The sequence below is a fragment of the Salinimicrobium sp. TH3 genome (genome assembly GCF_026676115.1).
Classification (GTDB): Bacteria; Bacteroidota; Bacteroidia; order Flavobacteriales; family Flavobacteriaceae; genus Salinimicrobium.
In genome coordinates this window covers 100,574-113,305 of sequence record NZ_JAPONB010000008.1, presented here as the reverse complement: position 1 = coordinate 113,305, position 12,732 = coordinate 100,574, and the positions used below count along the sequence as shown (strand labels likewise).

Genomic DNA, 12,732 nt, shown 5'->3' with positions numbered 1-12,732 from the left:
AGAGAGATCCCCCAATCTCTCTTCTTAATTTTAAACAAAAATTTACAAATTACCTTTTGATTAGATCATGTCTTAATTAAAGGTATATGTAAAGATAAGGTTTGTTTGCTTTAAAAACCTATGGGTGAATTCCCCTAATTTTTAAGCGTGAAATCTTCTGTACTTCGCCATGAGGAACATATAAACCGCATAGGCCACAAGGCCGGCAGCTACCACTCCCATCAACCACGGGCCATAAGCCGAGTCCTGAAGAAATCCAAAAGCTTCCTGTGTTGTCTTTATTTCTGAAGGATTAGAATTTACAGCAGCCTTGACTGCAAAGAATCCAATGATCACCAGGATCACTCCCCGGGCACTCAAACCAAATTCCGCAGTTTTCTTTACACTCTCTCTCTTCTTTTTGTCGCCGAGGGAGGCAAGACCAAGTTTCTTATAATAATCGTTCTTATAGGCCTTTACAAATTGGAAAATACCGGCGATAATAATTCCTACACCTACTATCCCAATGATCCAGAGTCCTGTTTCGCTTGCCAAAAAAGAAGATTTTTGGGCAGAACCGGAGGAGCCGGAGCTACCTCTTCCCGACCCAAATGCTTTTAAGGCCGCAAGAACTCCAAAGCCCAGATACAGGAGTCCACTACAAAAGAATGCGATGCGTTTTGCCGCACCCTTTTTGTCATCTCCAATATTCTCTGGATCCTTTATAGCCTGTATAAATCTCCAGGCAGCATAACAGGCTAAACCTATCGCCATTAAAATAAGCAGGATGTTACCGAAAGTTTGTTTTTCCAGAAATTCAAGAACCTTTAACTGCCCTGCCTTTTGGCCACCCATATCAATAGCGGCTTTAAAGGTCAAAACGCCAATAATTCCGTATACCACTCCCTTTGCTACAAAGCCGGTGCGGGCCATAGTCTTAATCTTACTGTCTATCATAATTTTGGTGTTGGTTTTTTCTAATTTAAGGGAAACAGATGTGCCCGACCAATGAATTATATTTATTTTAAGGTAATATCCTTAAAAAGCTAGGGAAAAGTAAAACTTTCGGAATTTTTTAAGGCTTCCTTTACGGCTCAAGCAGCTCCCGTAAATTTTGGCTCTCTGCTTTTTGAGCGTAGGTGTATGCGGTATTCCCCTTCACATCCCTCATTGCTTTATCTGCTCTGTTTTCCAGCAAAAGGTGGATAATCTCCGGTTGATTGAACATAGCGGCGAAAATAAGAGGTGTGGCCCCGCTAAAATTTCTTGCGTTGACATCAGCACCACTGTTAATCAACAGGCGGGCGATCTCAAGGTTGCCTTTAAAACATACTCCCATTAGGGCCGTGTTTCCCGCCACGTCTTTTGCATCAATATCGGCACCGTGCCCGAGCAGGACCTGTGATACCTCCGGGTGTTCATTGTAAGTTGCGAGAACAATAGGAGGGAAGCCTTTTTCATCCTTTTGATTTGCCAGGGAAGGATCCTGCTTCAGCATTTGTTCGACTGCTTCGGTATTACCCGATCTAATATTTTCGTAGAAATCCATATCTGTATTTTATGAGGACTCAAAAATGTGATTTTTTAAGCAAATTTTTTTTAGGTAGAGCTAATCCACTTCAGTTATTGAATTTAATATTTATAATCCGGGAAGGGTGCCTGTACCTTTGCTCTTCTGCTCGGCAGAACCTTCCGGCGGATACGGGATCTTGTCTTCGATCTCTTTGATATGTTCAGGATCAAATTTAGGCAGTTGCAAGTCTCCTTTCTCCTTCCACTGGCGCACCTTCTCTTCGGCCGTTTTGGATTTTTCCTTTGAAAGACCGGCATCTTTTCCGAAGTAAATAGTTTGAGATGGGAAAGCGAAACCTGTACCGCTCTCTCCTACTACATCCATGATACGCAGGAGCAGGTCTTCCTTCACTTCCAAATATTCGTCATAAGTGCTGACCTTTATATAGGTGAAAATTTCAATATTTATGGAATCAGATCCCAGTTCTATAAAGCGAACCCGTGTAGTGTCTGAAGTTACAATGGGATGAGCATATAAAATAGTTCTTAACTCAACCAATAGATATCTTATTTGGTCTGGAGTGGTCTCATATCGCAGACCTATAACGGTATTAAACCAGAATTTATCCCGGTGGGCATAATTTTCAATTTTACTGGAGGAAAATTCCCCGTTGGGAATAGTAACTACTGTCCTGGCGAGGGTCCTTATTCTTGTCGAACGCATTCCCACCTTTTCTACAGTTCCTACTGTATCTCCCACTTTACAAAAATCACCTACTCTTATGGGCTGGTCGGTAATAAGGGTTACACTTCCCACAAAATTTTCGATGGTTTTTTGAGCTCCCAGGGCAAGGGCAATACCACCAATTCCCAGGGCGGCAAGCCCGGTGGTGACATCTACACCTATGGTTCCTAAAACGGCAATTATACCAAAAATTATGATCGCAATTTTCGCAGCTCTTTTCAGAAAAAGTGCAACAGAAACTCCAGATAGATTCCCCCGGGAACTCATCCTGTTTGTACTAAAGTTTCCGAGAAATTCTGATAGGCGCCACAAGAGAATTAGGAAAGCCAGTAAACCTATAATTATCGAGATGCCACTAAATCGCTGCCGAAGGATGATACTAATCCCAATTTCCTGGGACAGCATTACAAAAAGCCATACTGCAAGATAAAGTTTGACCGGCAGGGCAAAAGCCTTTAGCACTCCGGCTGTAGGCTCTATTCGGGCTCTTTTCCAGATAAGAGGAATAATGAAAAGGAAAAAATGGATGATGAGCCAGGCAACTACGTACGAAAAAGCAGCTAACAGCAGGATGGCCAGCCATTGTCCTATCGTAGCTCCCCACAGCTCATATCGCTCTAAAATTGGCGGCATTATACGGCCAAGCAGCAGGACATTTTCTTCCAGGACCGAGAGCTCCTCTATATATTGTACGGTTTGATCTGAAAACAGCCAGAGTGGTCCTCCCAAAGGTCCTTCTACCTTTTCGAGCAAAATATCATAATCTTCCCCCGAAATGCTAATTGTCCCCACCCGCTCCAAATGGTTGGGCAAATCGTCATCCAGCCGCCCCTCACTATCTTTGCTCAGCCATGAGTATGGCATTATTTGCCCGCGCTGATTGAGCAGGATTTGAAGTTCTCTTGCCAGTTCGGCACTTCGATCATCTTCAAATTCTCCTTCCGGAATATTAAAGTATTCACCCGCCACATCATAATTTTTTTCGGCTACGGCAGAGATGAATCCGGCGACACTTCCACGGGGGGTACGTCTTGTTAGGGCATCTTCGGGCCATTCGGGTTCTTCGGATTCTGTTTCAGATTGCATGCCGGGAATTTGCGCATTCATTTCGGCGGAAGCCAATAGCTGAAAAACAAAGATTAAGCTGAAGAGTATTAGGATATTTCTTTTAAAAATGGTGTTTTTGGGGAAGGTTTTTATCATGATTCTCAGCTGAAGGTTCTGCTAAATAAGGTACCGAAAATGGCATTTTTGATCTGCTTTTCTTCGAATTTTTCAGGAAAATATAAAGATAAGAAAATTCAAATAAGCTACTGAAGGTGTTAAGGAAGCTTTTTAATTTACATGTTGATTAGGCGTCTTCCGAAGAAAGTTTTCGCGGCACGGTACGGCGGTGTTGGATGTACAGTTTTGCGTCTTCCAGAATAAGATAAAGACAGGGTACGATTAAGAGAATAATGGATGTGGCAAAAACGATCCCGAAACCTAGCGAGATAGCCATGGGAATAAGATAATAAGCCTGGCTCGAGGTCTCAAGAATAATTGGGGTTAAACCTCCAAAAGTGGTAAGCGTAGTAAGTATTATTGGTCTGAAACGGCGGAGACCTGCTTCGTGAATGGCTTCATAGATGGAACTGTTTTTTCGTTTTTTATTGGCATAATCTATCATGATAAGGCTGTCATTCACCACTACGCCCGTAAGGGCTATCACGCCCATTAGACTCACCAGGGAAAGGTCGTAACCCAGCAGGATATGTCCTATCACCGCACCTACGATCCCAAAAGGAATAGCTGCCATTACAATGAGCGGCTGGGCATAGCTGTGAAAGGCTATTGCCAGTAACACATATATGATCAACATAGCCATTGAAAAAGTGTTCCATAGGGTATCTGTAGATTCGCGCATATCGGCCTGGCTGCCTTCAAAGGTCCAGGTTAGCCCCGGAAAATCGGCTCGCAGTTGTGGCAGTATTTCCTTTTGGATCGCTGCAAGAACCTGTCCAACAGTATTGGCGGGTTCTACATCCAAACCAACGTTCACCACCCGGCGGCCGTCGCGCCTGTTGATGCTGCTAAAAGCCTCATCCTTTTCTATCTCGACCACATCCATCAAAGGCACCTCCACTCCTTGTGAAGTCCTTATGAGAAAGTTCTCCAGGTTCTGAATATTTCGTCTCTCCTCCAGCGGCAGTTTTACCCGCACCTCGATCTCGTTTGTGGCCCGCATTTGTCTCATGGCCAAAGCTCCATAAAAAGCATCCCTTACCTGCTGCCCAACCTCACTGGAGGTGAGGCCAAGATTTCGCCCCTGTGGAAGTAGCTTGAAATCGAATTGCTGCTTTCCCTTATTATAATTGTCACTAATGTCACGGGTATTTTCAAAGGCTTCCAGTCTTTCGGAAAATGCCGTACTGGCTTTTTCCAACACCTCAATATTCGTGTGGCTAAGATCTACACTTATTGCCTGTTGATAGCCGCCGGGGCCTCGCTCGGCTTCAAATGTTATTTGGTCTACACCTTCAATTTCACCAATATTTTCCCGCCATAATTCAATAACCTCCCTGGCGGTCATTTCCCTCTCATCGGGTGGTTTCATCACGATCTCCACATCAATAAAGTTTTGTCCTCTCACATTGGTTTTCACCCCTTCGGCAGCTTCAAAAAGGTTGTGCTTTTCAAACATTTCAAAGGTGGAGTTGGTGATCTCTTCGGCTACTTTCGCGGCTTGTGGGGTAGTGGTGCCTTCGGGAAGGCGTACCCCGGCTTCGATTTCATCGGCGGCTACCTCAGGCATCATGATCATTCCCATATGGTCACTGTAGCCATAACCGCCTACCATAATTAAAAGTGCGATGGCTGCGGTAAGCGTTATATAGCGATACTTTAAGGATGTGTCGAGAAGCGGTCTGTAGTAATTCTGTATAAATCTGTCAAAAGCATCAGCAAATTTTTGCTGCCATTTTTCCAGTTTTAGGGCCAGGCCTTTTGGCTTTTTCTCCTTAAGATGACCAAGATGGGAGGGGAGGATGAACAGGGCTTCAAGTAGGGAAACCGCAAGGATCACGATCACCACTACGGGTAAGGGCCACCAGAATTTTCCCGTTTCCCCGGGCATAAGCAAAAGCGGTACAAATGCAATAATAGTGGTTGCAATACTAAAGACTACAGGCCGAGAGACATCTTTGGTCCCGGCAATGGCAGCCTGCATGGGTTTGAGGCCTTTCTTACGATATTCATATACGTTTTCTCCTACTACAATGGCATCATCCACTACGATGCCCAGCACCACGAGGAATCCGAACATAGAGATCATGTTGATACTCACGCCCACCAGCGGAAGAAAAATTATTCCCCCTATAAAGGAGATGGTCATCCCCATCATCACCCAAAACGCCAGTCGGTATTCAAGGAACAGGGTGAGGATGATCAAAACTATGCCTATTGCCATTAAGCCGTTTTCTGTTAGCAGGGACAGCCGATCGCTAAAGTCTTCGGCGCGGTTACTGTCTATGCGGTAACTTACTCCCGGCGGTAGCCTAAAGTCATCCAGTATCTCCTGTACCGTCTCGGCTATAACGAGGGGAGACTGGTCACCAACCCGAAAGATCTCCAGGCTTACTGCCGGCTGCCGATTGAACTGTCCGTGAAAGCCTGATTCTTCAAAACCATCGGTCACTGTAGCTATTTCCCCCAGGGTAACCTTTGCTCCTGAATTGGAATTAATAATTGCAATCTTCCTGAACTCTTCTGCCCATTGTTTCCGTTCCTTCATCCTGAGCAGGATCTCTCCCGATGCGGTTTCCACGGCTCCGGCCGGCACATCTTCGCTTGACTCGGCTACGATTCGGGCTACTTCGTCCAGGGTAAGATTGTATTTCCGCAGGTTATTGCGGGGAATTTCTATGTGAGTAAAATAATCGGGCACATTTCCCAGATCAACCTGCGTGATCTCCGAATTGCTAAGCAGGATATTCCGAAGTTGTTCTCCAAGTTGACGCAGGGTCCAGATATCTACCTGTCCATACAAGCTTATTTCCATCACATCCTGCTGCTGCAACTGAAGGCTTACCTGGGGCTGTTCAATATCATCGGGGAAGGTGCGAATCCTGCTTACGGCCTGATCAATATCCTGAAAAGCCTTCATTCGGTTCGTGCCCGCTATGAGTTCAATGGCAATTTCCCCCGAACCTTCTCTGGCGGTAGAAACGATCTCCTTTATCCCCTGTATCCCGCGAATAGCCTCTTCAACCGGTAACAGGATTCCCTGTTCCACCTCGGCAGGAGCAGCTCCAGGATATTGTACATTTACATTTACATAATCCAGCTGAAACTGCGGGAAAACCTCTTTTTGAATCTGCAGCATGGTCCATATACCACCGGCTATGAGTAGGACCATCATTAAATTAGCAGCAATAGAATTGCGGGCCATATATGCAATGACTCCTTCCTTCCTGGTATTTGACTCTTTTTCGGCCATTACTCTATGCTATCCTTTTCGCTTCCTTTCTTTTGCGCGGTAGTATCTTTCTCTGTACGTAAGGCTATCCCTTCGGCTACCGTACTCAGGTTCGTGGTGACAATCTTTTCTCCTCCCTGGAGTCCCTGGCTTATATATGCGTACTGGTTATCGGTCAATAAAACTTCCACCTCCTTTATTGTGAGTTTTCCGTCCACCATGACCCATACTTTATTATTATCGCGCAGGTAATCCCTGTTAAGCCGTACCACGTTTGATATCTCATTTCCTTCAACTAAAGTTTCCACAAAGGTGCCAATGATGAGCTCGGGTTTTCCTGCAGCTGTGTCCTGGGCAAGAGGATCTGGAACTTCTACCAGAATTCGGGCCTGTCGGGTTTGATTGTCCAAAGCGCCCACCTGGCTCGCAAGATATCCGGTGCGGTATGTGCCCGGAGGCCAGGCTGCAGTGTTTCGAATTTGTACCGGAGACCCTTTTTTATGTTCTGAATCTGGAAATGCTAGCCAGCGCAAACGGGAAACCGGCAGGCCCAGGATTACCCTGTATTCCTCGGTGCCTACAATGCGTCCCAGATCTTCACCGGGAGCCACCTGTGAGCCGGTAGTCACATTTTGTGTGATAATATGCGCATCAAAAGGAGCACGAATGGTACTGCGGTCCAGATCCAGTCTCGCCTGATCTACGGCTGCCTGTGCGGCCTTTATCCTCGCCCTTACCGCATTGAGCTGAGGTTGCCGTAATACAAGGGATTTTTCCTGCTGCGTTAAAGTTTGACCACCTATCAGTTCCAGATCCTGCTGTGCTACTTCCTGGCGACCCATTTCTACATCAAGTTCGGTTTGTGCCTGTAACAGTTCACTTTGCCGCAGTTCCAGAGTATTCCGATAATCTGCAGGGTCTATTTGCAGGAGCACTTCTCCTTTCTTTACAAATCCACCAGGCACAAAAGCAGGGGCACGACGCACTACTTCCCCACCTACACGGGCGCTAATGATCACATCTTCTACAGGTTCCACCGTGCCTGTAGCGACCAGTAAAGGCGCAAAATTGCCTTTTTCTGCCTCTGTCACATTAACCAACATGGCCATTTCCCTTGTAGCTCCCTCTATTTGGGCCGTGGGTTCACTCATAAAAATAAAAGAGGTCACCACTATTGCCAAAACCATAATGCCAATGCAAATAAGAATGATCTTCTTTGTACTCATGTTTTTACTTTTAAAGGCTGGTTTCTCTTTGGACATCAAAGGCACCTGCCAGGGCCCTGTACAGGCCAATTCTTATCTCCAGCAATACTTGCTGCGCCTCGATCATCTCCCTTTCGAGTTGCTGTTGCTCATCAAGCGCCAGCAGTACATCCAGGTAAGGGCTCAACCCGTTGAGAAATTCAATTCGAAGTTGCCGGGAAGTTTTATTTGAAAGCTCAATTCTTCTTTCAAGTACCTCCAGTCTTTCAAGTTGTTTTTTTTCCTGAAGAAGTGCATTTTCGACTTCCTCAAAAGCCGTAAGAACTGCCTGTCCATATTCAAAAAGCCTTTGATTCTTTACTGCTTCAGCCCGATCTACTTCTGCTGAAAGTCTTCCGCCGTAGATAAGTGGAGCCACTAAATTACCGGCCAGGCTGTAGGTCCAGTTCTGGAACAGGTTACTTACTTCCGAAGAATTAAAACTCCCGGTTGCGTCGAGGGAGATGATAGGGAACTTGCTCCTTACCGCATATGCCATTTCACGGTCGGCCGCCAATACAAGGTTATAAGCCCTTTGCAGATCGGGCCTGCGACGAATGAGTTCCAGAGGTAGCCCGGTGTTTGGTAGCGGAGGCAACGAAGGTAGAACGCCAGGTCGAAAATCTTCTATGTTCTGTGGCGGGCGACCCAGCAGTACTGCCAGCCGGTTCTTCAGTACTTCAAGATTAGTTTCGTAAAAGATCCTTTGATTGCGGGTGCTTTCCAGCAGCTGTTCCTGTCTCAAAATGTCAACAGCACGTATTTGTCCGCCGGCAAACCGGGCACGGATCAATTTAACTATATCTTCATTGGTTTGTATTTGTTCCTCAATAAGCGCCAGCTGTCTTCGGGCAGTGAGAAGTTCATACCATGTATTGGAGATCTCGGCCGAAATTGTCATTGCAGCTGCTTGATAGTCGCGTAAAATAGCTTCAGAAGTATATTTTTCGGCTTGTATTCCTGCGCGAATGCGTCCCCATAGATCCACTTCGTAGGAGGCAGCAAGACCGGTCTCTAATCTCATGTCCCGGGAGAAAATAGTTGGGCGTCCGTCTTTTGATACTCCCGCAAAGGCATCTATCTGGGGAAAAAGTAAGGATCGTTCCCTTTTCACAACAGCCAGGGCGGCCTGATATTCCTGCCAGTTGCCGGCCAGCAGGAGATTCTCCTGCAAGCCCTGTTCCACCAGGGAATCAAGGACAGGATCTTCAAAGCTTGTCCACCATTCATCGGGAAGAGGAGTGGTTCCCGGTGTTGAAAATTCCACAGGTTCGGGGATAGGAGCTTCCTGCGGTGCGAGCCGGGGAGTGCAGGAAAAAAGGATTAAAGCGCCAAGACCCAGGAGCAGCCTAAAATCCTCAAAGAGGTAGGTTCTTGAGGGAGGAGTGAAATATGTGAATTCCGGCTTCAGTTACGATTGATATTTAAGTTAAACTTTATCTTCAAGCTTTTAGAGATCGAAGAATTTTAAAGTTACAGATTTTTCGGATATAGGCAACCGGGATAAAGAGGTCTCAAAAAAGGCATTTTCGGAAGGTAGTCCGGGATTTTTTCATTGAATAGATAGCTACAACTAAAACACTAAGTTGATGTGTCGGATTAAGCCAACCTGTGAAGGTTTAGCTTGAATATTTTGCAGGGTTGAAGCTCTCCATTCGTAAAATTCATTTTTCAAGGTATTTTAATTAATCCTTCACTGTGTTTAGCTACCGGTAATACCCACCTATGTTAATTATAATTAGTAGCCGTAACTTCTAAAGTTTTTTTGAATTGAGGTGAATAGTGAAAGTCCTGTTGAAATGGTATCTTGCACCCCCTGTAAAAAGGTAAAATAAATTAAATTTGGACCTTCCGGATATCTTCCGTTTTAGAAAAAAACACGAGTATAAAGTAGGCATATGCCTTAGTGGTGGCAGTGCCCGCGGTTATGCTCACGTGGGGGTACTGCAGGCGCTGCATGAACACGGGATTGAGCCGCAGATAATCTCGGGCACCAGTATGGGTGCAGTTGTGGGATCTTTATATGCTGCAGGATATTCTCCCGGAGGCATAAAAAAAATACTTACTGAAGAGACTTTTTCCAAGATGACCGGCTTTTCATGGAGACGCACCGGGCTCTACAAACTGGAAAAGATGAAGGTAGCACTCCAGAGGTATATCGCCAAAGATGATTTCTCGGGTCTAAAAAAGCCTTTCTATCTCGCACTTTCCAACCTTAATAATGCCTGCGGCGAAATGCGTAATAGTGGTCCTCTCTTTGATTATATAGTCGCCAGTTGTTCTGTTCCTGGGGTTTTTGCACCTATTGTGCTGGAGAAGACCAACTACGTAGATGGCGGACTTTTCTGCAATCTTCCGGCTTCGGCTATAAGGGATAAATGTAAATATCTTATAGGTTCCCATGTTAATTTTCCGGGTCAAAAAGACAGTTTTCCGGGGCCGCGAAGCATTATGGAACGTGCTGTAAACCTCGGAATTACCCAGAATTCCAAACCTGAAATGGATTTGTGTGATTTTTTAATCGATCCGCCGCAAATGCAAAATTATACTTTGCTTGATTTTGCAAAAATCGAGGAAATTATTCGGGCGGGATATGAGCACACCAAAAAAATGATTGAGAACGGGGAGATTCCTGTGGAAAAACTCAGGACGAGGGTAAAGTAGTCAAATAGCAGTGAAGCTGTATAGGCCGGGAATATTTCACATCTAAATTCCGCAAAAAAAGCTATGTTCCAGGGACGAAGCACAAAGCACCTTTGGACAAAATTAAAAAGCAGCTTCCTTCGTAAAGAAAACTGCTTTTTAATATTCGGGTTACCTTATTGTATTGGGGTGTATTCAAATCTTTGTCCTCCTACAGAGATTCCTGCCATGGCACCACCTTTAGGAACCGTAACAATTGCCACTCCATCCTGGAATTCCAGGTCTTCCGAAAATCCTTTGTCGAGAATCACGGCAGAGGCGTTGGCACTTACTTCATAACTACCATCTTTAAAGCGTTGAAGGGCTTCTTCGGTTTCAAAGAAAAGTACCTCTACAAAGGCTTTTCCTCCAATTTGCAGCCCTACATCCACTTGCTTTAGATCGGCGTAGCCAATCAAATTTCCGTTGTCATAAACAACCCCGTTACCCGAGGCTCCTCCTATAATGTAGGCTCCTTTCCCCACATTGGGAAAAATAGCATATCCTTCAGCCGAATTGAAATATTCAGCCATCATAGGATGTTCTCTCTCGATCATAGCCTTTTCCTGTGACGCATCGGTAATGAGGTCATCACTCGTTTTTTTGGCCGATCCACAGGATGCCAGAACCAGGACTAATAATACAGTAGCTGTTCTGAGCAGATTTTTTGTCAAAGTTTTCATCTTAATTGGTTTACATTTAATGCTTTAAATTAGAGAGATTTATACACATTTGATGTTAACCAGATGTTATTTTATTGACGGGTTTCATATCTGTAGATGACACTTTTGAACTGTAACATTTGATTCCATATTTTATGTTTTTGGAAAAAAAGTCTTCTTTTTTGAATTTTAATTTTCCTTCCTGAAAAATCTGAATTTTCCCCGGCGTCACCTTTTGGCGCTACTCAGGTTTATTTTTGTACTTAAATTAAAGGTTATGGAAGATTCAAATAAATACCAACTGCTGGATTTTTTGGCAGAATGTTTCCTGGAGCGGGGAGCTTCGGTGACATATCTTGACCTGGGAGGAATTTCAGGATTAAGAGTGATTTCTGAAGAAGGGCATGCCCGAATCTATTTTTCTGCGGAAGAAGAGGTGTCAAAAATAGCTTTTTTGAAAGGGGATCTTTCCGAAGAAATTATAATTCCTGTGCTTAAAGCCCGGGAGGAAATAGAGCTGAAGGCTGCCCTGGCTCAACAGGGAATAGAGAATATAACAGTTTACAAACTTTCCCTGCATGAACGCTACATATGGGACAGCAGGATATTTTTAAGTAAAAGCAAGCATAATTCCGTTTCGGTCAATGGTTCCTGTGGATTGTAGGGGTACACAGAACAGGGGGCCGGAGCGGAAATTTTTAAATTATTGAGAAAAAAAGCAGTCTTAAATTGGCCCGTAAATGCCGGGTAGTTTAGCTTTTTAGGGCAGAAATCGAAGTACTAAATTAAATTTACCACGAGAAGAAGGCTTAGATAAAAGAAAACTTTATACTGAATATTGTATATTGAAAATGACTATTAAACCTAAAAACCAGGAATTTTGAATATTTTATATCTACACGGTCTGGACAGTAAACTAAGCCCCGAGAAAAAAGCCATTTTAGAGAAGTATGGAAAAGTCTATGCGTCCGATCTTAATTATTATGAAAATCCCGATGCGATTGAGACTATTATTGATCTCTATACAGATGTGGAGATTGATGCAGTAATAGGTAGCAGCATGGGAGGCTTCGCAGGATATTATGTTTCAAACGCACTTCTTCGCCCGGCGCTCTTGTTCAATCCTGCATTGATGAAGCGTTCTGTACCTCAAAATATTCCGTCGCAGGAGAATTACAACAACCTGAAGCAGATCGTTATTGGTCAAAAGGATGATGTTGTTTCCCCGGCAGACACGTTTACTTTTTTGTCAGAAGATTTTAACTCTGTCACAGATATACACTTACACCTTGCTCCCCGATTGGATCATAATATTCCGGTGGAATTTTTTGAAGAGGAGGTGGAATCCTTCTTCAGGAAATTGGGCTACTAAGATTGAAATTGCTCCCGGTTTAAAAAAGCCTTCCTTCCAAAAATCTTTCCGGGACTTTTTGGTTTGCCGGGAGAGGCGTA

The 12,732-nt window shown here is 44.5% G+C and carries 10 protein-coding genes; 3 read left to right on the top strand and 7 right to left on the bottom strand.

The features are described 5' to 3' along the window. Positions 1-141: 141 nt before the first annotated feature. From OU683_RS12745 to OU683_RS12720, 6 genes are all read right to left on the bottom strand, one after another. Positions 142-936, bottom strand: coding sequence for a DUF1206 domain-containing protein (locus OU683_RS12745; RefSeq protein WP_268138893.1), 795 nt, complete (start codon positions 934-936; stop codon positions 142-144). Positions 937-1,066: 130 nt separating this feature from the next. Continuing rightward, the gene (locus OU683_RS12740) at positions 1,067-1,528 is read right to left on the bottom strand and encodes an ankyrin repeat domain-containing protein (protein ID WP_268138891.1); all 462 of its coding nucleotides are present in this window, start codon (positions 1,526-1,528) and stop codon (positions 1,067-1,069) included. Between the two features lie 90 nt (positions 1,529-1,618). Beyond that, complete coding sequence (locus OU683_RS12735) at positions 1,619-3,322, bottom strand: mechanosensitive ion channel family protein (RefSeq protein ID WP_268138889.1); 1,704 nt, start codon at positions 3,320-3,322, stop codon at positions 1,619-1,621. Positions 3,323-3,587: 265 nt separating this feature from the next. Further along, positions 3,588-6,713 (bottom strand): efflux RND transporter permease subunit, encoded by a 3,126-nt coding sequence (locus OU683_RS12730; RefSeq protein ID WP_268138887.1) that lies wholly within the window; start codon positions 6,711-6,713, stop codon positions 3,588-3,590. Then, complete coding sequence (locus OU683_RS12725) at positions 6,713-7,918, bottom strand: efflux RND transporter periplasmic adaptor subunit (protein ID WP_268138885.1); 1,206 nt, start codon at positions 7,916-7,918, stop codon at positions 6,713-6,715. Before OU683_RS12725 ends, OU683_RS12730 begins: the two co-directional genes overlap by 1 nt. A 10-nt stretch (positions 7,919-7,928) precedes the next feature. Then, the gene (locus tag OU683_RS12720) at positions 7,929-9,203 is read right to left on the bottom strand and encodes an efflux transporter outer membrane subunit (RefSeq protein ID WP_268138882.1); all 1,275 of its coding nucleotides are present in this window, start codon (positions 9,201-9,203) and stop codon (positions 7,929-7,931) included. Positions 9,204-9,778: 575 nt separating this feature from the next. Here OU683_RS12720 and OU683_RS12715 point away from each other — a divergent pair. Further along, on the top strand, positions 9,779-10,600 hold the full coding sequence (locus OU683_RS12715) for a patatin-like phospholipase family protein (RefSeq protein ID WP_268138879.1): 822 nt from the start codon (positions 9,779-9,781) through the stop codon (positions 10,598-10,600). Positions 10,601-10,755: 155 nt separating this feature from the next. On the opposite strand, the gene OU683_RS12710 is transcribed toward OU683_RS12715, so the two are convergent. Continuing rightward, positions 10,756-11,301, bottom strand: a complete 546-nt coding sequence (locus OU683_RS12710; RefSeq protein ID WP_268138877.1) for a lipid-binding SYLF domain-containing protein — start codon at positions 11,299-11,301, stop codon at positions 10,756-10,758. Between the two features lie 256 nt (positions 11,302-11,557). Here OU683_RS12710 and OU683_RS12705 point away from each other — a divergent pair, with 256 nt between their 5' ends. Beyond that, positions 11,558-11,944, top strand: a complete 387-nt coding sequence (locus tag OU683_RS12705) for a hypothetical protein (protein ID WP_268138875.1) — start codon at positions 11,558-11,560, stop codon at positions 11,942-11,944. Between the two features lie 216 nt (positions 11,945-12,160). Continuing rightward, positions 12,161-12,652: a YqiA/YcfP family alpha/beta fold hydrolase gene (locus OU683_RS12700; RefSeq protein ID WP_268138873.1), complete on the top strand. Its 492-nt coding sequence runs from the start codon at positions 12,161-12,163 to the stop codon at positions 12,650-12,652. Positions 12,653-12,732: the final 80 nt, after the last annotated feature.